Genomic DNA, 23,505 nt, shown 5'->3' on the forward strand with positions numbered 1-23,505 from the left:
GGGACTCTGGTCAGGGCGCGGGGTCGACGAGTTGGGCTACTTGCATAACAACGGAAACGACACGCCGTGTGTCTTCGCTGCTGTACGCGTTCTGGCCGCAGGTGTTGGTGGGAGCCCCGCTGGGCTGCAAGCCTTGCCATGCCACGGCGATGAGGTATTGGTTGGTGGCTGGATTCGTAATGCAACCGCGCGCATTCAGCATGGCGCCGACCTTTGTCCCTCCCTGTACTTCCCCTGCGCCCTGGAGAGTTGTAGCCCATTCGCAAATGTCTTTTTGGGATGCTGTGAGTGCCACATTCGTGCAATCGCCTGGTGCGGTAGTGCCGATATTGCTGCTCACGTAAGTCGCGGCATTGATACGGTTCAATTTCATGCGCTCGACCATGTCGTTGACCAGGATGAGTGCTTGGGAGCGCTGGTAGCCTTCTAGATTGGCCACCGTGGTTCGCGCTTGCAGACCCACGAAACCCAATACGCCAAATGCCACGATAAGCATGGCAATCAGAGCCTCGATCAACGCGACGCCCTGTTGAAGAGGAGGGATGAGTTTCTTCATGGCGGGCATGCCGTGGTGGCACTCTTGGGGCGACCGGATGGGTCGAGGGAAATGCAGCGACTGCGATTGGCACTGCTGTTCACCAATGCAAACCGTGCGACTGTGGTGGCGCTCGATACGCGGCCATTGCGATCGAATGTCACAAGCGCGGGGCCCGTGAACGTGACGCCGTTGCCCAGGGAATTCTTTCGGCTCACGACCTCTGTCCCAACCATCACGCTCCAGCCCGACTCCCAATGGGTTGCGTCACCTGAAGTGGGGCGAAGCGTGACCGGGTTGGCAAGGTCTCCGCGTTTAAGTGCTTCGTTGCGGGCCAGGGTCAGGTCCGCCATCAGATCGAAGGCTGCGGCACGCATCCGTTGCGTCTCTAGCAGGGCCTGGAAGGACGGCGCCGCCAAAGACAGTAATACCGCCAGCAAAGCCACTGTCACCATCAGCTCTATGAGCGTAAAGCCGAGGGCAGAGTTGCGTATTGCGAAGCGCATCGTGCTACCCCTACCAGCAGCCCGTTTGGGTGCTTCCGCTTTTCAACGCAGTCTTCGTGCCAGTGTTGTCAACGCCCAGCGTCCCACATTTGTCCTTTGTCTGGTCTCCCTGAGGAGTGGCCGTCGCCGTGAACGTTGGAGGGGTGCTGGCTGGTGCAGAAACGCTGACGGCGTAGTAGGCGGTGACTTGGGGAGGGACGGTCACGCTCAGAGATGCAGCCGTTGCTGCATAGCTGCGTGTATCCAGCAACATCTGTTGTTGACGGGTGCCGATATTCATGAGCACCGACTGCGCTTCTGCACGACGTGATTTGCGCACTTGATCCTGGTAGGACGGATAAGCAATGGCCGCCAAGATGCCAATGACGGCCACCGTGATCATCAGCTCTATCAGGGTAAACCCCTTGTTCCGATCCATGCCGTTTCTCCTTTGCCCAGTTACAGCATTAGTATGCGAATGTGAATTTATCACATTTAATGCATTGAAACATCTTGCAATAAGTGACCGGAGATGAATGGTGCCTGGAGGGCGATCAGTGGTAAGACGGCCAGTGCTGCGGTCTGTTGGACTGGCGACGGGTGGTCCTGCTGGTGACGGGCTGGGCATGGCGGAGGCTGCGAAATTCGCGGAAAATCACAGGTTATTCAGAAACTTCATGCACGATCGACTTTCTTGGACCCAAGCTGCCTTTGCGCGCATCCTGCGGCCAGCGGTGCGTCTGGCCCTGGCCATGGGTCTGAAGCATCCGCAGCTCGAAGAAGTCCTGCGCGACCTGCTGGTGGATGAGGCTCGCAATCTCTGGCTCAAGAAAGACGGCTCAAAGCCCAACCTCAGCCAATTGGCCACCACAACGGGGCTCAATCGCAAGGACGTGACGGCCAGGGTCCGTGATACCCGCGCTGTCTTGCCTGCCACCGAAAGTTCAGCCGCAGCCAAGGCCTATACAGCGTGGCTGCAAGTTGTGTCCGAGGACGAGTCGCAGCGCACGCTGCCTTTGGCGGACTCGGGGGTGGGTCATTCGTTTGAACTGCTGTCCCGATTTGCCACCCGTGGCAATGTCCATCACCGCACCGTTTTGGAAGAGTTGCAGAGACTCAAATTGGTGACACTGTCCGATGGCGAAGTCCATTTGCTAGGCGACAGTTTTCTGCCCACAGCCAGCGTGCGTGACATGCTCGCATTTCTGGGAGATAACGTGCGAGACCATTTGCAGGCTGCGGTTTCCAACACGCTGGGCCAACAACCCCGCATGTTGGAGCGCGCGGTTTACGCATCAGGTTTGACACTTGAGGACTGCGAGCGCATACACAAGCTAACTCGCCAGCATTGGGACACGATTCACCATCAGCTTGTCCGTGAGATGACCGATGCTGTGGAACAAAGCGATGGGCAAGGTGCAGGGCGAATGCGCGTCGGAATCTACACCTATTATGAAAATGAACAGGACTCGCGCCAGCCTGTGGAGGCTACCGTGACTGCTGTAGAACCGGATGTGAACCTGCCGGGGCCCTCTGAGCCAGTGAAAGAAAAACGGTGACACACATCATGAATGCGTTGACTCGATCTGTTGTGCTGGTGCTGTGGCTCGCTTTGGCCTCCTGCGGCGGCGGATCGCAGGATGGCTCCTCAGCAGCTGGTACGGGTGGGGACACCTCTGGTCCGGGTGCAGGTGCTGGTGCTGACACAGGTACAGGTACAGGCACAGGCACAGGTACAGGCACAGGCACAGGCACAGGCACAGGCACAGGCACAGGCACAGGCACAGGCACAGGCACAGGCACAGGCACAGGCACAGGCACAGGCACAGGCACAGGCACAGGCACAGGTACAGGTACAGGTACAGGTACAGGTACAGGTACAGGTACAGGTACAGGTACAGGTACAGGTACAGGCACAGGCACGGGGGACTCGTCTGGCGATGGCGTGGCCGCAGGTCCTGGAGAGGGTGGCGGGGTGGGGTCCGGTGGTACCGGCGTGACAGCCTCTGCAGTCGGTATTGGGGTCGCGGATGGCTTTGGCAGTGTGATCGTGAACGGCGTGCGGTTCGCCACGGATACGGCCCAGATCACGACAGAAGATTCAGACGCGCTGCGTCTTGGGATGACTGTTCTGGTCAGCGGCTCCATCCAGCCGGACCTTGCGACGGGTACGGCGACAGCAGTGCTCTCAGTACCCGAGTTCCGAGGTCCCGTTACAGCGGTGGATACAGCCGCAGGTGATGTGGAGATATCTGGAGTCCGGATCTCGGTGGACGACTCCACCATCTATGACGGCGTCACTGCACTGTCGTCCGTAGCGGTCGGTTCCACCTTGCAGGCGTATGCGTTGCCAGTGGGTGACGGCCGCTGGCGCGCAAGCCGGATCGAGCGCAAAGATTCGAGCTTGCCGCTGATCTTGTCTGGTGCCATTGGTCAGCTCGACGCGGCGTCCAAAACCTTCCGCCTCGGAAGCAAGCTGGTCAACTACGGCGCAGCTTCTTTTAGCGGAACGCTCCTCAGCGGATCACTTGCCAACGGCATGATGGTGTATGTCCGGGCGACCACCCTGCCCACCAACGGGGTCATCAACGCGCAGCAGATACGAAGGGGGCACACCTTGCCCACTGCCGGGAGCTTCTCTGCGAATCTGCTGGGCATCGTGTCCAATTTCAGTGGGCTGAGTTCAGACTTCCTGCTTTATGGGACGCCGGTGAATATTGCATCTGCCGTTGTCACGGGCGGTCCCGCATCGAGTATCGGAAATGGGGTCCGACTCGAAGTTGCTGGAACCATGGTCGGTGGTGTCCTGGTGGCCCAGCGGGCGCGCATCCGATATGCCCCTGGGGCAGGTGGACCGGCAAGTTTTGAGCTGATAGGGCCCGTGGGACAATTTCGATCCACTGCGGAGTTTCGCGTCAACGGACAGCCGGTGAATGCGTCGAGCAGTACCGTCGTGTTTATTAGTGGGGCCGCGAAAGACTTGCGCAACGGTGTGCGTGTGTCGATTCGTGGCAGCCATGTGATTTCAGGCGTGCTTCAGGCGACCGAAGTCCAGTTCGAGTAACTCGCGGGCTTAAGGCGTCCGGTAACTCACAGCAGTTTGCGTTTCACTCGAGTTTCAGTTGATATTGAGTGGTCAAGGCACTGCTCCGAAGTATCGAGATGCCTGGGGTCGTGTGGTCTTACCCCAGCCGCTGAAACGTCAGCACAAACGCCACGCCACCCTCGGTGTTGCGGGCGTTGATGGTGCCGCCCATCTTGGCCATGTAGGTCTTGGCCACAAACAGACCCTGGCCCCGGTGTTCGCCCTCACCCAAGGGGGTGGGGCTGGCGGGGTCTGACACGCCCAGCTCAAAAATCCGCTCCAGCAGGTCTTCGGCAATGGTCGAGCCCCGGTTGTGCAGCGTGGCGCTGGCGGTGGATTCTGATGCGGTGAGCGTCAGTGTGATGGGGCTGCCTGTGGGGCGGTAGCGGTCGGCATTGCGCAGGATGTGGGTCACCACGTCTTCGAGCGCAAACTCGTCGGCCCGCACGATGACTGGGCCAGGGTGGCCTGGGCCCAGGTCGTACGCCACATCCAGAATGCCTGCAAAGTGCGCGTTGTCGGCCACGTTGCGCAAGAAGGCATCCAGGTCCAGCCGCCCCTCTGGCACATCGGCGGCCTGCAGTGCCTCGGCGGGCGATGCCGTGCCATACAGCACATGGATGGCCTGCTGCATGCGCTGCACATAGCGGTGGCCGGGGTCCTGCGGGCCGTTCAGCGCCATCAGCGACTGCAGGGGCGACATGATCTCGTGCCCCACGGCGTGCCACATGTCGCGCTCTTGCTGAGCGCGCAGCTGCTCGCGCTGCAGGTCGTCCTTCACGCGCTGAAGCAGGTCGGCCAGGCCCCCGGCCAAAATGCCCAGCTCGTCCGAGCCGCGCAGGTCTGACACATCCAGGTCGCCCAGCCGGGGCCCGGTGTGGCCGGGCTGCACGTTGTACGACACAGCGGCGGCGCGGCGGGTGAGGGCCGTCACGCGGCGGATCAGGCCCACCTCCACCACCAGCCAGGCCAGCGCAATGGCGGCCAGCATGGCGCCCAGGTACCACGATAGGCGCGTTGCCACGGCGGCCAGGCCCTGCTCCACGCCGCGCAGGTGGCCGGTGAAGTTGACCACGTAGTTGCCGGTGGGTGTGTCCAGAATGTCCAGGGCCGTGGGGGCGGCGGGCGTGGCTGCCGCCGGGCCCACGCCTGCTGCCTCCAGCGGCAGCCAGCGGATCAGGCGCAGCAGCCAGGGCGCGGACGGCTCGGCCTGCACGTCCAAGCCCTTGAGGGTGATGGCGCTGGCTTCGTCGCTGCCCATTTTGCGTATCTGCACACGCTCCCCCGGCAGCAGGCTGCGCGAGAGGTCGCCCAGCGATGCGGCCAGCTGCGCGTCGGGCGCGTCGCTGTCAAACAGTGGTTTGCTGTCTTCGCCCGGCGCCAGCATCTCCACCCGCACACGCATCTGCCCCAAGTCTTCCGGCGGCCAGACGAGGCGCTCGTCCTTGCGAAATAGCGCTTCGCGGAACAGTTCGACCGGCAGGCGGATGGAGTAGTGCGTGCGGCGCAGGCAGTCAGTGGTGGTGGCCTCGCCAGCGGGCGAGCTCGCAGATGGGGGCGGCAGGTCGCGGCACTGGCCGTTTTGCCACAGCCAGCCGCGAAAGTCGCGCACCGGCCGCGCGCGGGCGTCGAGCTGCGGCGTGCCGTTGTCCACAAACCCCGTCAGGCGCCCGCGCACAGCCGCGCTGCCCTGTGGGGGCATGGCCTCGTACGGCGCAATCCAGCGGTAGGTGGCACCCCGCATGTCCAGGGTGATGCGCGCACGGTGTGCCTCGGCGGGCACCAAGGCGCCGCGCTCGCGGGGCGTCAGCGCGCCCGCATAAAAACTGCCCACCAGGTAGATGAAGCCGCCCGCATAGGGGTTGTTGCCAATCGCCGCGCACACTGAGGCGCCATCGGGGTACTGCACGGAGCACCCCGCCATCTCCACGGCTTGCTGTGATTTTTGCGGGTCATCAAAGTCGATAGCCGCATAGGGCAGCAGCAGCGGCGCCAGCGGCGTCACGCCCTGGCCGAGGTGGCTGGCATTGAGCAGCGCCAACTGGCCCGAGGGGTGGCGCAGCCGTGCCATGACCTCTGCCTGGCTGCGCACAAAACCGTGCTGGTAGGCCTGCCAGGCGCGTTCTTTTTCGTCCTTGAGCACCACCACGCTCAGCGCTATGGTGGCCAGCGCGAGCAGTACGAAAACACCACGAACCAGGATGCGCAGGCGGAAGGCCGGAAGCCCCAGCCGAGGCATTTCTAGCGTGGGCCGACGCAGCAGGCGCTTCATTTACCGACCCAACGAAAGCCCCGCATGGGCACGTTCTCTATGCCCTCGAAGCCAGGCTCGACTTCACGAAGGGCCTCGCGAATGGTGCTCACATGCTTGCGCACGTTGTCACGGTTGCGCCCGCTTTTCACCACCTCGAACAGTTCGTCATACGACACCACCTCACCATTGCGCTGGTGCAGCGTGGCCAGGATGCGCTGGGCCGTCAGCGGCAGGTTGATGCGCTCGCCGCGCCAGGTGGGGGTGCGCTGCCACAGCGGGTCCAGCACCAGCGCATCACCCACGGGGGCGGGGGGCGCACTGGCTGGGGCCTGGGCCTGTGTGGTACGCAGGATGTCGAGAAAGGTCTCGATGAAATCGGCCTCTTCGAACGTGGTTTTCTGCAGATAGTCCCACGCGTCCAGCGCTTTCATGATGCTGCGGTAAATAGCCGCAGGCATGGCGGACACCACCAGCACCGGCGTGCCCTGGCGCAGCTTGTTGATGGCGTTGATGAGGGCCACGCCCGCATGGCGCTCGCGGCCTAACTCAATGTCCAGCACCACCGCGTCGTAGTGCTCGCGGGCCAGCGCAGCCTCGGCCTCGTCGCGGGTGAACCACTGGTCGATGACGATGCCGCTCTTCGCACTGCGTATCCACCCGGCCAATTGGTTGCTGGTGGGCAGGTCGTCTTCGATCACGGCAATGCGGGTCATGGGCAGGGCGGGCAGTAGAGGGTGGGCAGATTATCCCGGCGCCCTGCGCTGGCCAGTGTGAGTTTTTCTTCCGGGGCCGGAGGGTTTGTGCGGGCGGTATGAGCGCATTGGGGGCCGCGCTGCATTGTTGCTTCCGGGGTAGATCCGAACAATCGGTCCTCAATGAGTCAGCCACGGCGGCGGCTCAGAACCGACAACAACACCGAACCAACCCGAGAGAGAAACACCATGAAAGCCACCTGGAACCGCATCGTGCAGACCCTGAAGGGCCGCCGCTCTACCCCGTTGTCCGAAGCCGGCACGGAGCCCGTGCTGGACGCTGAATCGCAAAGCCCTGTGGCAGCCGATGCACGCGGTGCCGATGCCCCTCGCCTGAATTGGGCCTACCTGCTGCCCACCGCCCGCACCGTGCGCTGGCTGACCGCTGGCGCGGTGGTGGCCGCCGCAGGCTTGATGGTGTACTGCAACCCCCCGGTGCAACACCTGGCGCAAGGCGACCTGGGTGTGCGCCTGAACCAGTTCACCGGTGCCGTGAGCCTCTGGCGCGATGGCAGCGTGTGGGTGGTGCCCGGCCTGCACACGGTGCGGGTGTTCTCCCTGCGCGACCAGAGCTACCGTCCCGAAGCCATGCGCCAGGCCACTGGTAGCGCGCCGCTGCAGTCGGTCGAAGGCCTGTCGCTGGGCTTGGACCTGAGCGTGCGCTACGCCCTGGACCCCAACTCTCCCGCCGTCAAGGCCGGCAATCTGCCCGACAACGTGGGTGTCGACATCGTGGAGCCCGCGGTGCAGGGTCTGGTCTACAAGGTGTTTGCCCGCTACACAGTGCGTGAAATCTTCTCGTCCAAACGCGCCGAGATTGCGCAGATCATCGAAACCGAACTGCGCGCCCGCCTGGCGGCCGATGGCGTGACGCTGCGCAGCCTGCAGATCGGTAAGGTGGACCTGCCTGCCGAGTACCGCCGGGGCATGGACAGCCTGCTGGCCGAAGAGTTGGCGTCCGAAAAAATGCGCTATACGCTGGAGCTGAAAGACAAGCGCGTGCGTGAAACCGAGTTGGACGCCAACGCCGACAAGGTGCGCCGCGAAGTGGCCGCCGAAGCCGCCGCGCGAGAGCAAGTCATCGCCGCCAAAGCCCAGGAAGAGGCCATGAAGCATGTGCTGCCCTTCAAGCAGCGCCAGATCGAGCAGCGCCAGCTCGAAGCTGAAGCTGAACGTGTGGCCCGCGTCAAAGCCGCTGAAGGCAACGCCCAGGCCCGCCGCATCGAAGCCAACGGCGAGGCCGACGCCCGCCAGAAGCTGGCCGAAGCCGAGGCCTACCGCATGGACCGCGTGGGCAAGGTCAATGCCGAGCAAATGGCCCGCGAAGGCGCACTGGTGACCAAGCACCCGCTGCTCATCCAGAAGACACTGGCCGACAAGCTCTCGGACAAGATCCAGGTCATCATCGCGCCCCCGCCCACCAATGGCGACTTCATCGGTGCCGCGCTGCTGGGCGGCAACCGCAACGCCCAGGCCGGGGCCGCACAGGCTGCTGCCGTAGCCGACGACGCCACCACCACCCAAGCCGTGGAGCAGTGAACATGAACGCGACCTTCGCAACTTTGTTGGCAGCCGTGGCCAGCGCCGCAGTGACCGTGGCGGCCGAGGCCGCCCCCCAGCCATCGCCCGGCGCCCAGGGCAGTGCCATCGTGGTGCAAGACCAGGCCAGTTTGCGCGCTGCACCGCGCGATGGTGCCCAGCAGCAGGCCAGCCTGTGGCAGGGCGAAGTGCTCGAAGTGCGCGGCGAACGCCTCGACTATTTGCAGGTGTGGGACCACAAGCGTGAGCGCGGTGGCTTCATCCGCGCCAGCGATGTGCGCCGCGTGGCCCTGACCGAAGCCGAAGGCCCCGCGCTGCTGGCCGTGGTGCGCTTTGTGCAGGACACCCCAGGCGCCGAAGCGCTGGGCATTGGCCTCACCGCCGCTTACCTGCAAGCCGCGCCCGCCAAGGCTTTGGCGGGTGTGGAGGGTACCCAGGCTTTCGATGCGCTGGGCACCTTTGCCGACCGGCTGGCCCGCCGTGCCTCGGTGGCCGTGCCGGGCAAGGCCTCGGGTGCCACGCTGTCGGCACACCTGGATGTGGCCAACGGCTACGGCGTGCGATTTGCCACCTACGAGGTTGAAGGCCGCATGCAGGTCTGCTACGAGGGTGAGGCCTTTCGCCGCCTGCTGGCCATGCCCGTGGCCGATGCCGAGCAGCGCGCCCGTGCCGTCCTGGCGCTGACCCGGCCCGAATGCATCAACCCCGACCTGCCCGCACACGAGCGTGCCAAGGTCACCACCTGGCAGGCCGAGGTGCTGGAGCGCGTGGACGGCGCGGGCCTGCCCGGCTACCTGCGCAACCGCGTGCAGATGCGCCGCGCCAGCGTGTGGGGCGCCGCAGCCTTTCAGCAGGCGCGCAAGAACGCAGCCGACCCCGCAGTGGCTGCCGCCGCCGCCCGTGCGTTGACCGAACTCAGCGGCGTGAGCAAGTCCGATTTGCCCGATGAAGACCAGAGCGGCTACAACGATGCCGCCATGCGTGTGAGTGCCGTGCGCTGGGCCTTGGTGCCTGCTGCGGCTCCCGGGGCGGCTGTGGGCACCCGCCCCACACTGCTGACCGAACCCGGCGCCCCCGGCGAAACCTGCGTGCTGCTGGTGGACGCGCAGCACAGCGCCAAGGCCCCGCTGCTGCGCCGCTGCACCTACGGCGTGGTGTGGGCGGCATCGGCCAGCACCAACCGTGAAGGCACCGCTGTGGCCCTGGCGGTGCAACCCATGGAAGGCTGGCGCGAGCTGTGGGTGCTGCGCAAAACGGAAGGCGGCTGGCTGGCCGATGTGCTGCCGCCCGCCGCCGCCACGCCCGAGACGGGTGTGGCCGAATGGGCGGGCTGGGTACCCGGCGGCCAGCAGATGCTGGTGGCGCGCGAAGCCCGGGGCCAGGGCCGCTACCGCAAGAGCTTTGAGGTGGTGCGGCTCGACGGCCTGACCACCGAGCGCGTGACGGGCGATGTGTCGGCCCTGCCCCTGTTCCAGCGCTGGCAAGACCCGGCCTGGAAGCGGCAGACGCTGAGCTTGCGTTGAAGTGTGTGCAGAGGTGAGCGCGTTGGCTCTTTAAACTTGGCGGTCTTTTTCATCAGAGCCCGTCCCATGCCCGATCACGCCACCGCCCTGTCTTCTTTGCTGTCTCGCACCGACGCCGTCATCGTGGACCTGGATGGCACCATGGTGGACACCATGGGTGACTTCAACGAGGCGCTGAACCGGATGCTGCACGACCTGGGCTTGCCAGCGATCGAGGCAGAGCGCATCGAGAGCATGGTGGGCAAGGGCTCGGAGCACTTGCTGCGATCCGTTCTAAATCATGTGCTGGCGCATATGGATAAAGCGCAAGCAGCTATCAAAACAGAAGCATTTTTCCCCCAGGCCTGGGCCAGCTACCAGCGCCACTACCTGGAGATCAACGGCAGCTATTCGGCGGTGTATCCCGGCGTGGTGGAGGGGCTGACGGCCCTGCAAAGCGCGGGCCTGCGCATGGCTTGCCTGACGAACAAGCCGCTGTCATTTGCGCGGCCTTTGTTGCAGGCCAAGGGCCTGGCGGGGTATTTCAGCCAGGTGTTTGGGGGCGACAGCTTTGAGCGCAAGAAGCCTGATCCGCTGCCCCTGCTCAAGACCTGTGAGGCGCTAGGAAGCCTGCCTGCGCGCACGCTGATGGTGGGCGACTCCAGCAACGACGCCCAGGCCGCCCGTGCTGCTGGGTGCCCCGTGGTGTTGGTGACCTATGGCTACAACCATGGCCAGCCGGTAGGGGGCGTGGACGCGGATGGTTTTGTGGACTCGCTGACGCAGTTGGCCTGAGCGGGTGGGTTCAGGCGGTCAGCTGGCGCGGAGCCATATGGCGATAGTCCAGCCGCGATGCCACGGGCGCGCTGCCACGCACGGGGGTGGGCGCAGCGCCGCCGTGGCGGGAGTCATGGGTCGACGACAAGCGGAAGACCGCCACAGCTTCCACCAGTTGCCCCGCCTGGGTCTTGAGGCTGTCGGCAGCTGCGGCGCTTTGCTCTACCAGGGCGGCGTTTTGTTGTGTGGCCTGGTCCATCTGCGTGATGGCTTCTCCAACCTGCGAGACACCTGAACTTTGTTCGCTGCTGGCGGCACTGATCTCGCCCATGATGTCCGTCACGCGCCGGATTGCCCCAACCACCTCGCTCATCGTGGCGCCAGCCTTGTCCACCAGGGCCGTGCCGCGTTCCACGCGCTCCACGCTGGTGCCAATCAGTCCTTTGATTTCTTTGGCGGCCTCGGCGCTGCGCCCTGCCAGGCTGCGCACTTCACCCGCCACCACCGCAAAGCCCCGGCCCTGCTCGCCTGCGCGCGCGGCTTCCACGGCGGCGTTCAGTGCCAGGATGTTGGTCTGGAACGCGATGCCGTCAATCACACTGATGATGTCGGCAATCTTGCGGCTGCTGTCGTTGATGCCTTTCATGGTCTCGACCACTTCTGCCACCACGTCGCCACCCTGTTGGGCGACGGTGGATGCGCTCATGGCCAGCTGATTGGCCTGGCGCGCGTTGTCCGCGTTCTGGCGCACCGTGGACCCCAGCTCTTCCATCGATGCGGCGGTTTCTTCCAGTGCCGATGCTTGCTGCTCGGTGCGGGCTGACAGGTCGTTGTTGCCCGAGGCGATTTCGACACTGGCTGTGGCCACGCCCTCGGCGTTGTGGCGCACGTTGCCGACAATGGTGGCCAAGCGTGATTGCATGGTGGCCAGCGCCTGCAGCAATTGGCCGGTCTCGTCGTTGCCGGTAGCGTCGATGGGGCGGGTCAGGTCGCCATCGGCAATGCTTTCAGCGGCCTGTTTGCCTTGTTGCACCGGGCGCACGATAGAGCGCGTCACCGCCAGTGCCAGCAATGCGCCCAGCGCCACGGCCACCACGGTGCCCACGCCCAGCAGCACTTGGCTGGCCTGGGCCAGGGTCGAGGTGTCTGCCTGGCTTTCGGCCAATTGGGTGGCCATGGTCTTGCGCAGGTCGTCCAATGATTTCAGATACTTGTCTGCCAGCGGGCGCAGGTCCTTGTCCACCATGGCAGGCACATTCGGTTCGCCACCCCGGTGCAGTTCACGGATCTCGTTGAGCTTGTCGTTGTAGGCCTGGCGGGCTGTTGCAATAGTGGAGATAAGGCCTTTGGCTTGGTCGCTTTGTGCCAGCGCTTCAATGCGCTTGACCTTGGTTTCCATGCCCGTCGCGGTGGCCTGCGTGTCGGCCGTGAGCTTGTCCATGTAGTCGCGATCGATGGCCTTGAGAAAGGCTTCGGTACGCACCCAGTTCAGGCGGATGTCCGAGGCCCAGTCTTCCACCAGGGTTTGTTGCTCGATCTCCTGCGTGGCGACCCGCTCGCTGGCGCTTTGCAGGCTGGCAATGCGCCATATGCCCGTGGCAGCGATGAGGGCGGTAATGAGCAGGATGGCGCCAAAGGATGAGCCCAGGCGCAGGCCGACGGAAAAATTGCTGAGTTTCATGATGGTGTCTGGCGCGGAAAGTGTCTGGGGGCAGAAATGGGCGTGGCAGGCGGCTCGTTGCGGGGCGCGGGTAGCGCGAAAAGCTCGGTTCAGGCCGTGGCCTCGGATGCTGCGGGTTGCGCGCAGTGAGAGGCCGTTTGTCTGGGGATGCGGGGGTAAAAGGATGTGAATGCAAAGGCTACTCCCCGGTCAGGGGGCGCGCCTGTCGGACGCGCGACAGCCCCTGGTTATGCAGGTTTGCCCAGTAGCGCGTCCTTGAGCTTCCAGTCAGCAGGGGTGTTGCCCAACCAGATGCCCATCAACGCGTTGAAGAATTCGGGTTCCTTGAAGGGCTCGCCTTGCGACTTGCCTTTGACGGTGATGACCGTGCCGGTGCCCGGAATCCAGTCGATCTGGAACTGGTCGCCTGCCTGCAGCTTCTTGTGGTCGGAGAAGATCTGGCTCATGCGCAGCACGCCAGGGATCAGCTTGGAGAATGCCGCGCGGTCCATGTTGTCCTCCATCCCGCGCGAGAACAACTTGCCCAGCTCGGTGGAGTCGATTTCGCGCAGCATCGTCATGCTCATGCGCTTGGGGCCCTTGAGGGCGGCGATGTCCTGGGTGGTATGCGCCTTCTTTTCAAGATACAGGCCCGCCGTGTAGACCTTGAACACGGCCTTGTAGCGCACACCCGCGCCATTGAGCTGCAGCGTGCTGCCGCCCAGGCTGGTGGTCTCTTCGTATTTCACATCGGCCACGGTGATGGGCTGGGCGATTGCGGTGGCTGCCAGCAGGCAGGCACCGGCCACCAAAGCGCATCGCTGGAGGAAGTTCATGCACAGCTCCTAAAAAAAGAACGATCGTTCGTTTCTAATTGTTGCAGCGCTCTGGATTGCCCGCAACAGGGTTTTCGATGGGTTGTGTGATCTCGCCTTGAGGGATGTCAGATCGGGCCGCCAAAAAAGCTTTGCTACACTTTGGCCCATGTTCATTCACCACGTGTTCATCACAGGTTGCAGCGACCGGGGAGCCTGGCCCTGGCGTCCGCCTGTCTCATTGAACGCCTGATAGCACCTGGGCAAACGCCCCAGCGTGCACCCGTGGCCACCCCCTGATGCGGTGGAGGCCGATTGAATGGACCGCAGCGCCCCTTTTTTCGTTGCACAGGGATGCGCGCTGCGACAGCTGGGAGACTTCCCCGTGATCACAGAACTTGAATTCAAAAGCTTGGCCAGCGAAGGCTACAACCGCATTCCGCTCATGGTCGAGGCCTTTGCGGACCTGGAAACCCCGCTTTCGCTGTACCTGAAGCTGGCGCACTCCAAGGACGGCGGCAAACACAGCTTCTTGCTCGAATCCGTGGTGGGCGGTGAGCGCTTTGGGCGCTACAGCTTCATCGGCCTGCCTGCACGCACCCTGTTGCGCGCCAGTGGTTTCGGATCGGAGGCCCGCACCGAGGTCGTCACGGATGGCCAGGTGGTCGAGACCGCCGAAGGCAACCCGCTCGACTTCATCGAGGCCTACCAAAAACGCTTCAAGGTGGCCCTGCGCCCTGGTCTGCCGCGCTTTTGCGGCGGCCTGGCGGGTTACTTTGGCTACGACTCGGTGCGTTACATCGAGAAGAAGCTCGAAACCACCTGCCCGCCCGACACCCTGGGCTGCCCCGACATCCTGCTGCTGCAGTGCGAGGAACTGGCGGTCATCGACAACCTGTCGGGCAAGCTCTACCTCATTGTGTATGCCGACCCGGCCCAGCCCGAGGCCTACACCCGCGCCAAAAAGCGCCTGCGCGACCTCAAGGAGCAGCTCAAGTATTCGGTGAGCGCGCCCGTGGTGAAGGCCACCGAAAGCCACCCCGCTCAGCGCGACTTCGCCAAAGCCGATTACCTGGCTGCCGTGAACCAGGCCAAGGAGCTGATCGCTGCGGGCGACTTCATGCAGGTGCAGGTAGGCCAGCGCATCCACAAGCGCTACACCGAATCGCCCCTGTCGCTGTACCGTGCGCTGCGTTCGCTCAACCCATCGCCGTATATGTACTTCTACGACTTTGGCGACTTCCATGTGGTGGGCGCCAGCCCTGAAATTCTGGTGCGCCAGGAAAAAACCGAAGAAGGCACCAAGGTCACCATCCGTCCCCTGGCCGGCACCCGCCCGCGCGGTGCCACGCCCGAGAAGGACAAGGCCACGGAGGTCGAACTCATCAACGACCCCAAAGAGCGTGCCGAACACGTGATGCTGATCGACCTGGCACGCAACGACATTGGCCGCATTGCCAAGACGGGCACCGTGAAGGTGACCGAGGCCTTTGCGGTGGAGCGATACAGCCATGTGATGCACATCGTGAGCAATGTCGAAGGCATCCTCAATGATGGCATGACCAGCATGGATGTGCTCAAGGCCACATTCCCTGCAGGCACGCTGACTGGCGCGCCCAAAGTGCACGCCATGGAGCTGATCGATCAGCTCGAACCTACCAAGCGCGGCCTGTACGGTGGCGCTTGCGGTTACCTGAGCTACGCGGGTGACATGGATGTGGCCATTGCGATCCGCACCGGCATCATCAAGAACGGCACCTTGTATGTGCAGGCCGCCGCCGGCGTGGTGGCCGATTCGGTGCCCGAGCTGGAGTGGAAAGAAACCGAGCACAAGGCCCGCGCCCTGCTGCGCGCCGCCGAGCTGGTCGAGGAGGGGCTGGAATGACCCTCGCTATCACCCGAGTCAAACCCTGCGTCACCATGCAGGACGTGCGCCGCGAAGTGAACGCGCTGGACGACGTGCTGGTGCCCCTGCTGGTCGAGCGCGTGGGCTACATGACCCAGGCCGCCCGCATCAAGCAGGACGCGACCCAGGTGCGCGACGAAGCGCGCATTGCAACCATCGTGGCCCGCGTGCGTGAACGCGCCCTTGCCGAAGGCGGTGACGCCGACGTGATGGAAGCCATCTACCGCAGCCTCATGGAAGCCTGCATTGCCTATGAACACCGCGAGTTCGCCCGTCTGCGCGAGCCCGCCCTTGCCGGGAGCGCCGCATGAAACTCTTGATGGTCGATAACTACGACAGCTTCACCTACAACATCGTCCAGTACTTCGGGGAGCTGGGTGCCGAGGTCGATGTGTTCCGCAACGACGAGATCACCGTGGCCGACATCGAGGCGCGCCTGAAGGCGGGCCAGCTCGACCGCCTGGTGATTTCGCCCGGCCCCTGCTCGCCCGCCGAGGCGGGCATCTCGGTGGCCGCGATCCAGCACTTTGCGGGCAAGTTGCCCATCCTGGGCGTGTGCCTGGGCCACCAGGCCATTGGCGCGGCGTTTGGCGGCACCATCGTCCGCGCGCAGGAGCTGATGCACGGCAAGACCAGCGTCATCACCACCACGCAAAAAGGCGTGTTCGCTGGTTTGCCGGAGAAGTTCACCGTCAACCGCTATCACTCGCTGTCGATCGAGCGCGCCACCTGCCCGGATGTGCTGGAGGTGACGGCCTGGACCGATGACGGCGAAATCATGGGCGTGCGCCACAAGACGCTGGCGATCGAAGGCGTGCAGTTCCACCCCGAAAGCATCCTCACCGAGCACGGCCACGCGATGCTCAAGAACTTTCTGGAGCAGCGCGCATGAACTTCATCGACAGCCACCAGCTGGTGATGTTCATCGCTGCGGGCTGGTTGCTGAACCTGACCCCGGGCCCGGATGTGCTTTACATCGTGACCAATGCGCTCAAGTCCGGCACCCGCGCGGGCATCGTGGCGGGGCTGGGCATCACGGCAGGTTGCTTCGTGCACATCTTTGCGGCCGCCGTGGGTGTGGGCGCGCTGTTGGCCGCATCGGCCATGGCGTTCACCGTGCTCAAGTGGATGGGTGCGGCGTACCTGGTGTGGATGGGCGTGCGCATGCTGCTGTCCAAGCCCGGTGCTGATGGTGGCAACCGTGCAGCGCTGGCGGCTGCGCAGGCGGCCCCTGCGCCGCACACGCCGCTTCGCAAGGTGTTCCTGGGGGGCTTCTGGACCAATGTGCTCAACCCCAAGGTCGCTATCTTCTTCCTGGCCTTTGTGCCGCAGTTCATCGCGCCGGGCACCGACAACAAGGCGCTGGCCTTTGTGCTGCTGGGTGTGCTGTTCAACCTCAACGCCATCCCCGTGAATGTGGGATGGGCGCTGGCAGCGTCATGGATGGCGCGGCGCGCCGGGGTCATCCAGCGCGGCGTGCACTGGCTGGACCGCGTGGCGGGCGCCATGTTCATCGGCTTCGGACTCAAGCTGGCCTTCACCAACCAGCCCACCGCGTAAACACCAGGAGACAGTCACCATGCCTATCACCCCTCAGGAAGCGCTGCAGCGCACCATCGAGCACCGCGAGATCTTCCACGACGAGATGCTGCACCTGATGCGCATGATCATGAACGGCGAGCTGTCTCCCGTCATGACGGCCTCCATCATCACTGGCCTGCGCGTGAAGAAGGAAACCATTGGCGAGATCACTGCCGCCGCACAGGTGATGCGCGAGTTCAGCACCAAGGTCCACGTGCCAGACAGCAAGCATCTGGTGGACATCGTGGGCACCGGTGGCGACGGCGCCAACACCTTCAACATCTCCACCTGCTCGATGTTCGTGGCGGCCGCTGCGGGCGCCAAGGTCAGCAAGCATGGTGGCCGGGGCGTGTCGAGCAAAAGCGGCAGCGCCGACGTGATGGAAGCCCTGGGCATCCACATCAACCTCAAGCCCGAGCAGATCGCCCAGTGCATCGCAGAGGTCGGCATCGGCTTCATGTTTGCGCCCAACCACCACCCGGCCATGAAGAACGTGGCCCCGGTGCGCAAAGAGCTGGGCGTGCGCACCATCTTCAACATCCTGGGCCCGCTGACCAATCCCGCTGGCGCGCCCAACATACTGATGGGCGTGTTCCACCCCGACCTCGTCGGCATCCAGGTGCGCGCGCTGCAGCGCCTGGGCGCCGAACACGCGCTGGTGGTGTACGGCCGTGACGGCATGGACGAAGTCAGCCTGGGCGCCGCCACGCTGGTGGGCGAGCTGAAAAACGGCCAGATCACCGAGTACGAAATCCACCCCGAAGACTTCGGCCTGCCCATGGCCAGCAACCGCACACTCAAGGTCGAAACCCCCGAGCAGTCGCGCGAGATGCTGATCGGCGTGCTCAAGGGCGAACCCGGCGCCGCACAAGACATCGTCTGCCTGAACGCCGGTGTGGCGCTGTACGCCGCCAATGTGGCTGGCTCCATCCAAGACGGCATTGCCAAGGCCCGTGCCGCGATTGCCTCGGGCGCCGCGCTGGCCAAGCTGGAGCAGGTGGTCACGCGCACGCACGCGCTGGCCTTAGCCGCCTGATCGGTCATCCGAAATTCAAGAATCAACGGCCCGCAGGGGCCGACAAGGCAGCAAACATGAGCAGTGACATCCTCAACAAAATCGTCGCCGTCAAGCACGAAGAAGTGGCCGCCGCCAAAAAGCGCCTGCCTTTTGACGCCATGCGCGCCGATGCCGAGAGCCGTGTGCTCACGCGCGACTTTGAAGGCGCCCTGCGCGCCAAGATCGCCAAGGGCCAGGCGGCGGTGATTGCCGAGATCAAGAAGGCCAGCCCCAGCAAGGGCGTGTTGCGCGCCGATTTCGAGCCCGCCGACATCGCCCAGAGCTACATGGAAGGCGATGGCAAGGTCAGCGCGGCCTGCCTGTCGGTGCTGACCGACCGGCAGTTCTTTCAGGGCCAGCCCGACTACCTGAAACAAGCCCGCGCCAGCACCTTGCTGCCCGTGCTGCGCAAGGATTTCATGGTGGACCCTTACCAGGTGTACGAAGCCCGGGCCATGGGCGCCGACGCCATTTTGCTGATCGCCGCCTGCCTGGACGATGCGCAGATGGCCGACTTCGAGGCCATTGCCCGCAGCCTGGACATGGCGGTGCTGGTGGAGGTGCATGACCGGCCCGAGCTGGAGCGCGCCTTGAAACTCAAGACGCCCTTGGTGGGCATCAACAACCGCAACCTGCGCACGTTTGAAGTGACGCTGGACACAACGCTCTCCATGTTGAAGGACGTACCCGCTGACCGCCTGCTGGTCACCGAATCCGGCATCCTGAAACCCCAGGACGTGAAGACCATGCGCGACGCGGGCGTGCACGCCTTCCTGGTGGGTGAGGCCTTCATGCGCGCCGATGACCCGGGTCTGGCGCTGGCCAAGCTGTTTGCCTGATAGCTGCCGCTCACTATTCTTTTGATAGCTGCTGGCGCATATGTAAATTGCGCTACCTGCCGATTTCGCCATGAATCCCTCTGAAATGCCCGCCACACAACTCCAGACGGCACACCCGGCCGACTGGCTGGTGGCGCCCGGCTGGCAGCCGTTGGTGGATGCCTTTTTTGCCGGCGCACGCGGGCAGGCGTTGCTTGCGTTTTTGCAGGCCCGGCTGCAGGCGGGCGCGGCGATTTTTCCGCCCCAGCCTCTGCGGGCGCTGGAGCTGACGCCGCCCGAGGACGTGCGCGTGGTCATCCTGGGGCAGGACCCATACCACGGCCGGGGCCAGGCCGAGGGGCTGGCTTTTTCGGTGGCGCCGGGTGTGCGCCTGCCACCCTCTCTGCAGAACATCTTCAAGGAAATGCAGCGCGACCTGGGCGTGGCCTTTCCCCCCTTCCCGAACCCGGGCGGCAGCCTGGTCAAGTGGGCCAAAAACGGCGTGCTGCTGCTCAACACCGGCCTCACGGTGGAAGAGGGCCAGGCCGCCAGCCATGCTGGCAAGGGCTGGGAGGCGCTGACCGACGCCGTCATTCGCCATGTGGCCGAAGGGCCGCGCCCGGTGGTGTTCATGCTCTGGGGGGCACATGCCCAGTCCAAGCGCGCGTGGATTCCCGCAGACCGGGGGCATCTGGTGCTCACGTCCAACCACCCCTCGCCGCTGTCGGCGCTGCGCCCGCCCGTGCCCTTCATCGGCAACGGGCACTTTGGCAAGGCCCGCGAGTTTCGTCAGCGCCACGAAAACCAGGGTTGACAGCGCCTTGCCGGGCGAATCAGCAGTCAACCCGGCAACTGCTCCCTGAGCAACTCCAGAAACGCCTGCGCCGCTACCGGCAGGCTGCGCCCGGCCAGGGTCTGGATCTCGATGTCGCGCAGGTCCATGCCGGGGTCGCTGATGGGCAGGGCCACGATGGTGCGATCGGCCACCAGGTGGCGCACGGCGATCTCGCTGGCCACCGACAGTCCGCCGCCCAGCTGCACAAAGTTGACCACCGTCTTGGCGTGGTTGCTGATGAGCACGGCCTCCAGTTGCAGGCCCTGGCGGCTGCAGACGATGTCGATCATCTGGCGCACCGTGGTTTCGGCTGGGGGCAATGCCAGCGGGTATTCGGCCATCTGCGCCAGGGTCACACTGCCCGCGCCCGCCAGCGGATGGCCGGGCGGCAGCAGGGCCAACACCGGCGCGCTCTGGCGGTAGGCCACCTCGATGTCCTTGTGGGGCGCGCGGCTGAAACACAGGCCGACGTCGGCCGCGCCGCTGCGCACGGCGTCGGGCACCTGCGCGGTGGGCAGGGCAATCACACTGAACTGGATGCCCGAGTGTGTGCGCTGGAATTCAACACACAGGCGGGGCACCAGCTCATTCGCAAAGGCGTCCGAAGTGGCCAGCCGCACCTGCCCGGCGCGCAAACCCTGCAGTGCGCCGATCTCGCCCAGCGCACGTTCTGCGTCCAGCACCGTGCGGCGCGCATGCACCGCCAAAATCTCTCCGGCCGCCGTCAGCACCATGCCACGCGGGTGGCGCTCGAACAGTGGCGTGCCCAGCTGGGCCTCCAGCCCCGCAATTTGGCGGCTCAGGGCCGATGCGGCGACATGCAGGCGGGCCGAGGCCTCTGTGAGCGAGCCGCTGTGTGCCACTTCCAGAAAGTAACGCAGTGTGGTGTCTTGCAAAAGCTGGGGGCGCATGGCGGGGCGATGGGATGGTGATGGGTGCGGGTGGATAGAGAGAGAGCGGCGGCGCGCTGCCTGGTTTGCTTGCCAGGGTAATAAGTATGAAGTGCTTTGCCGTGACGGCAAAGCTCCTTGCCGAATTGGTGGTGGTCATCCCCGCCGTGCGTTCCTAAGATGATTGCTCTGCACGGCCTGTGGCAGTCGCCACCGGGCCGCCTGTGTTCTACCGTCGTCGGGGAGTGTGGTGTATGCGTCTTGCATCTTGGGGTCGTGGCCTGTGTGGCCTGGTGGGGCTGATGGCCTTTGTGGCGGGTGCGCATGCGCAAGCTGCCTGGCCTGATCGCCCCGTGCGCGTGATCGTGCCGTTTCCGGCCAGTGGCGCAACCGACCTGGTGGCCCGCGTCGTCACGCAGCGCGTGGCGGCCGACCTGGGCCAGCAGATGGTGGTGGACAACAAGCCTGGCGCAGGTGGTACCCTGGGCACGGCCGAGGCGGCCAAGGCCGCACCCGACGGCTACACGCTGCTGCTGACGACCAGTAGCACCCACGCCATCTCGCCCCATCTGATGCCCAAGCTGGCGTACGACCCGCGCAAGGACTTCGTGCCCGTGGCCCATGTGGCCGACGCACCCAGCGTGCTGCTGGTCACGAACTCGCTGCCCGTCAAGACGGTGGCCGAACTGATTGCCTACGCCAAAGCCCACCCCGGCAAGCTCAACTACGCCACCAGTGGCAACGGCACCATCGTGCACCTGAATACGGCGGCCTTCAGCGCCCAGGCGGGTGTGGAGATGACACATATCCCCTACAAGGGCACGGCGCTGGCCATTCCGGACCTGATCGCCGGGCAGACGCATGTGTTGTTTGATTCGCTACCCACCGGCATGCCCCACGCCAAGGCGGGCCGCCTGCGCGCCCTGGCTGTGACCAGCGAAAAGCGCAGCGCGCTGGCGCCCGATCTGCCCACGCTGGCCGAGTCCGGCTTGCCCGGTTATTCGTCGGTGACCTGGTTTGGCGTGTACTTGCCCGCAGGCGCCCCCCCTGCGCTGGTGGACCGCGTGCACAAAGCCTTTGCCAAGGCCGTGCAAGCCCCCGAAGTGGCGGCCAGCCTGGCCAAGCTGGGTGTGGAGCCCGCCGCGCCCAGCACGCCCGCGCAGTTTGGCGCCATGGTGCAGGCCGACAGCACCCGCTGGTCCGCCGTGATCCGTCAGCACAAAATTTCACTGGATTGATTCAAGCACCCCCTGAGTCGCCTTCAGCGCCTTCGCCCCAAGGGGACGACGCCCTCGGTGCGGGTGGCCCCTCCTCGGCGTCCCTCGCCTGGGGCGCGCCAGTTTTCATCCGAGCGGGTCTTCGCCCGCCATGGAGTCTCATCACATGAATCCTCAAGCCCTCGACTGGTCCCTTCCCTATGCCTCTCACCGCAGCGCGGTGATGGGGCGCAATGTGGTGTCTGCCTCGCAGCCGCTGGCGGCGCAGGCGGGCCTGCGCATGCTGCTGGCCGGTGGCAATGCGGTGGACGCCGCGCTGGCTGCCGCCATGGTGCTCACCGTGGTCGAGCCCACCGGCTGCGGCCTGGGCAGCGACGGTTTTGCCATCGTGTGGGACGGCAAGGAACTGCACGGCCTCAATGCTTCGGGCCGCTCGCCTGCGGCGTGGACGCCTGAATACTTTGAGAAGTTGGGCGGCATCCCCGAAACGGGCTGGAACGCTGTCACCGTGCCTGGCGCCGTGTCGGCCTGGGTGGCGCTGTCCAAACGCCTGGGCAAGCTGCCTTTTGCGCAACTGGCCCAGCCTGCCATCGACTACGCGCGCAACGGTTTCCCCGTGTCGCCCACCATCGCCCGGCAATGGGCGCTGGGCGCGGCCAAGCTCGGTGCGCAGCCCGGATTTGCCGAATGTTTCATGCCCAGCTACCTGGGCGGCCGCGCGCCGCTGGCGGGTGAGATTTTCCGCAGCGAGGCCCATGCCCGCACGCTGGAGCTGATTGCCGAAACCGAGGGCGAGGCCTTCTACCGCGGCGTGATCGCCGAGCGCATCGTGGCGCATGCACAGGCCAACGGCGGCGCCATGACGCTGGCCGACCTGGCCGACCACCGGGCCGACTGGGTGGGCACCATCAGCCAACGTTTTGGCGATTCGGTGGTCCATGAGATTCCGCCCAACGGCCAGGGCATCGCGGCGCTGATGGCGCTGGGCATGCTCGACGCCCACGGCATCGGGGCGCACCCGGTGGACGATGTGGAGACCGTGCACGCCAGCATCGAGGCCATGAAGCTCGCGTTTGCCGACCTGCACCAGTACAACGCCGACATCGACGCCATGCCGGTGGCGCCGCGTGACCTGCTCGATGCCGACTACCTGCGCGGCCGCGCCGCCCTGATCGACCGCGAGCGCGCGGGCGACCCTGGCCACGGCGCTCCCCGCCCCGGTGGCACGGTGTACCTGGCGGCGGCCGATGCGTCGGGGATGATGGTGTCGTTCATCCAGTCCAACTACATGGGTTTTGGTTCGGGCGTGGTGGTGCCAGGCACCGGCATCAGCCTGCAGAACCGGGGCCACGGCTTCAACCTCACGCCCGGCCACGCCAACCAGGTGGCGCCGCGCAAGCGCCCCTCGCACACCATCATTCCGGCCTTTGCCATGCATGCCGACGGCACGCCGCAGATGGCGTTTGGCGTGATGGGCGGCCCCATGCAGAGCCAGGGCCACACGCAGATGGCACTGCGTGTGCTGCGCTACGGCCAGAACCCCCAGGCCGCCGCCGATGCGCCCCGCTGGCGCGTGACCGGTGGCAAGGGCGTGGCGGTGGAGCCGGGGTTCGATGCCGCCGTGATCGCCGCGCTGCGCGCGCGAGGCCATGAGGTGACGGTGGAAGAAGGCAACGGCGTGTTTGCCTTTGGTGGCGCCCAGCTCGTGCTGCGCAATGGCCACAGCTATATTGCAGGCTCTGACCCCCGCAAGGATGGGCATGCGGTGGCGTTCTGATCGGCGCCGTGGGCAGGATC

Annotated in this window: 23 protein-coding genes; 15 read left to right on the forward strand and 8 right to left on the reverse strand. The window is 64.9% G+C overall.

All coding sequences use genetic code 11. The features are described 5' to 3' along the window. Positions 1–10: 10 nt before the first annotated feature. The 3 genes from pilV to CLU85_RS02440 are packed head-to-tail and all read right to left on the reverse strand — an operon-like array spanning position 11 to position 1,459. The gene (gene pilV, locus CLU85_RS02430; RefSeq protein ID WP_100412332.1) at positions 11–556 is read right to left on the reverse strand and encodes a type IV pilus modification protein PilV; all 546 of its coding nucleotides are present in this window, start codon (positions 554–556) and stop codon (positions 11–13) included. Beyond that, entirely contained in the window at positions 553–1,041 is a 489-nt protein-coding gene (locus tag CLU85_RS02435) for a GspH/FimT family pseudopilin (protein ID WP_100408895.1), read from the reverse strand. The genes pilV and CLU85_RS02435 overlap by 4 nt, the downstream gene beginning before the upstream one ends. Before the next feature lie 10 nt (positions 1,042–1,051). Continuing rightward, positions 1,052–1,459, reverse strand: a complete 408-nt coding sequence (locus CLU85_RS02440; protein WP_100408896.1) for a type IV pilin protein — start codon at positions 1,457–1,459, stop codon at positions 1,052–1,054. A 238-nt stretch (positions 1,460–1,697) separates the two neighbouring features. Here CLU85_RS02440 and CLU85_RS02445 point away from each other — a divergent pair, with 238 nt between their 5' ends. The 3 genes from CLU85_RS02445 (at position 1,698) to CLU85_RS02455 (ending at position 4,084) form a co-directional block, all read left to right on the forward strand. Next, on the forward strand, positions 1,698–2,579 hold the full coding sequence (locus tag CLU85_RS02445) for a DUF6502 family protein (protein WP_232727702.1): 882 nt from the start codon (positions 1,698–1,700) through the stop codon (positions 2,577–2,579). An 81-nt stretch (positions 2,580–2,660) separates the two neighbouring features. Next, complete coding sequence (locus CLU85_RS23085) at positions 2,661–3,020, forward strand: hypothetical protein (protein ID WP_198509127.1); 360 nt, start codon at positions 2,661–2,663, stop codon at positions 3,018–3,020. Next, a complete protein-coding gene (locus tag CLU85_RS02455) occupies positions 3,017–4,084 on the forward strand; it encodes a DUF5666 domain-containing protein (protein WP_100408897.1) in 1,068 nt (355 codons plus the stop codon). Before CLU85_RS23085 ends, CLU85_RS02455 begins: the two co-directional genes overlap by 4 nt. Before the next feature lie 118 nt (positions 4,085–4,202). On the opposite strand, the gene CLU85_RS02460 is transcribed toward CLU85_RS02455, so the two are convergent. Beyond that, on the reverse strand, positions 4,203–6,377 hold the full coding sequence (locus tag CLU85_RS02460) for a HAMP domain-containing sensor histidine kinase (RefSeq protein ID WP_100408898.1): 2,175 nt from the start codon (positions 6,375–6,377) through the stop codon (positions 4,203–4,205). Then, on the reverse strand, positions 6,374–7,072 hold the full coding sequence (locus tag CLU85_RS02465; RefSeq protein WP_100408899.1) for a response regulator transcription factor: 699 nt from the start codon (positions 7,070–7,072) through the stop codon (positions 6,374–6,376). Before CLU85_RS02465 ends, CLU85_RS02460 begins: the two co-directional genes overlap by 4 nt. A gap of 228 nt (positions 7,073–7,300) precedes the next feature. Between CLU85_RS02465 and CLU85_RS02470 the strand changes: the two genes are divergently transcribed. The 3 genes from CLU85_RS02470 to CLU85_RS02480 all read left to right on the forward strand — a co-directional run bounded on the left by CLU85_RS02470 (position 7,301) and on the right by CLU85_RS02480 (position 10,947). Continuing rightward, complete coding sequence (locus tag CLU85_RS02470; RefSeq protein ID WP_100408900.1) at positions 7,301–8,650, forward strand: SPFH domain-containing protein; 1,350 nt, start codon at positions 7,301–7,303, stop codon at positions 8,648–8,650. 2 nt (positions 8,651–8,652) lie between these two features. After that, the gene (locus CLU85_RS02475; protein WP_232727703.1) at positions 8,653–10,173 is read left to right on the forward strand and encodes a hypothetical protein; all 1,521 of its coding nucleotides are present in this window, start codon (positions 8,653–8,655) and stop codon (positions 10,171–10,173) included. Between the two features lie 66 nt (positions 10,174–10,239). Next, positions 10,240–10,947 (forward strand): phosphoglycolate phosphatase, encoded by a 708-nt coding sequence (locus tag CLU85_RS02480; RefSeq protein WP_100408901.1) that lies wholly within the window; start codon positions 10,240–10,242, stop codon positions 10,945–10,947. Positions 10,948–10,957: 10 nt separating this feature from the next. Here the strand turns inward: CLU85_RS02480 and CLU85_RS02485 are convergent, their stop codons facing one another. Together CLU85_RS02485 and CLU85_RS02490 are read right to left on the reverse strand one after the other, a co-directional pair. Then, positions 10,958–12,610: a methyl-accepting chemotaxis protein gene (locus CLU85_RS02485; protein WP_100408902.1), complete on the reverse strand. Its 1,653-nt coding sequence runs from the start codon at positions 12,608–12,610 to the stop codon at positions 10,958–10,960. Positions 12,611–12,837: 227 nt separating this feature from the next. Next, positions 12,838–13,425 carry a chalcone isomerase family protein gene (locus CLU85_RS02490; protein WP_100408903.1) on the reverse strand — a complete coding sequence of 196 codons (588 nt, stop codon included), beginning with the start codon at positions 13,423–13,425 and terminating at the stop codon, positions 12,838–12,840. Positions 13,426–13,789: 364 nt separating this feature from the next. Here CLU85_RS02490 and trpE point away from each other — a divergent pair, with 364 nt between their 5' ends. The 7 genes from trpE to CLU85_RS02525 all read left to right on the forward strand — a co-directional run bounded on the left by trpE (position 13,790) and on the right by CLU85_RS02525 (position 19,580). Further along, positions 13,790–15,289 carry an anthranilate synthase component I gene (trpE, locus tag CLU85_RS02495; RefSeq protein ID WP_100412334.1) on the forward strand — a complete coding sequence of 500 codons (1,500 nt, stop codon included), beginning with the start codon at positions 13,790–13,792 and terminating at the stop codon, positions 15,287–15,289. Then, positions 15,286–15,621, forward strand: a complete 336-nt coding sequence (locus tag CLU85_RS02500; RefSeq protein WP_100408904.1) for a chorismate mutase — start codon at positions 15,286–15,288, stop codon at positions 15,619–15,621. Before trpE ends, CLU85_RS02500 begins: the two co-directional genes overlap by 4 nt. Next, a complete protein-coding gene (locus tag CLU85_RS02505; protein ID WP_100408905.1) occupies positions 15,618–16,202 on the forward strand; it encodes an aminodeoxychorismate/anthranilate synthase component II in 585 nt (194 codons plus the stop codon). Before CLU85_RS02500 ends, CLU85_RS02505 begins: the two co-directional genes overlap by 4 nt. Further along, a complete protein-coding gene (locus tag CLU85_RS02510; protein WP_100408906.1) occupies positions 16,199–16,870 on the forward strand; it encodes a LysE family translocator in 672 nt (223 codons plus the stop codon). Before CLU85_RS02505 ends, CLU85_RS02510 begins: the two co-directional genes overlap by 4 nt. A 19-nt stretch (positions 16,871–16,889) precedes the next feature. Beyond that, positions 16,890–17,927, forward strand: coding sequence for an anthranilate phosphoribosyltransferase (gene trpD, locus CLU85_RS02515; RefSeq protein ID WP_100408907.1), 1,038 nt, complete (start codon positions 16,890–16,892; stop codon positions 17,925–17,927). 56 nt (positions 17,928–17,983) lie between these two features. After that, the gene (gene trpC, locus CLU85_RS02520; RefSeq protein WP_100408908.1) at positions 17,984–18,787 is read left to right on the forward strand and encodes an indole-3-glycerol phosphate synthase TrpC; all 804 of its coding nucleotides are present in this window, start codon (positions 17,984–17,986) and stop codon (positions 18,785–18,787) included. A 70-nt stretch (positions 18,788–18,857) separates the two neighbouring features. Next, positions 18,858–19,580 carry a uracil-DNA glycosylase gene (locus CLU85_RS02525; RefSeq protein ID WP_198509128.1) on the forward strand — a complete coding sequence of 241 codons (723 nt, stop codon included), beginning with the start codon at positions 18,858–18,860 and terminating at the stop codon, positions 19,578–19,580. 26 nt (positions 19,581–19,606) lie between these two features. On the opposite strand, the gene CLU85_RS02530 is transcribed toward CLU85_RS02525, so the two are convergent. Further along, positions 19,607–20,512: a LysR family transcriptional regulator gene (locus tag CLU85_RS02530; RefSeq protein ID WP_100408910.1), complete on the reverse strand. Its 906-nt coding sequence runs from the start codon at positions 20,510–20,512 to the stop codon at positions 19,607–19,609. 233 nt (positions 20,513–20,745) lie between these two features. On the opposite strand from CLU85_RS02530, the gene CLU85_RS02535 reads away from it, so the two are divergent. Beyond that, positions 20,746–21,729 carry a tripartite tricarboxylate transporter substrate binding protein gene (locus CLU85_RS02535; protein ID WP_100408911.1) on the forward strand — a complete coding sequence of 328 codons (984 nt, stop codon included), beginning with the start codon at positions 20,746–20,748 and terminating at the stop codon, positions 21,727–21,729. A 145-nt stretch (positions 21,730–21,874) separates the two neighbouring features. After that, entirely contained in the window at positions 21,875–23,485 is a 1,611-nt protein-coding gene (locus tag CLU85_RS02540; RefSeq protein WP_100408912.1) for a gamma-glutamyltransferase family protein, read from the forward strand. The last annotated feature ends 20 nt before the right edge of the window (positions 23,486–23,505 follow it).

The organism is Acidovorax sp. 69, assembly GCF_002797445.1.
GTDB lineage: Bacteria > Pseudomonadota > Gammaproteobacteria > Burkholderiales > Burkholderiaceae_C > Acidovorax.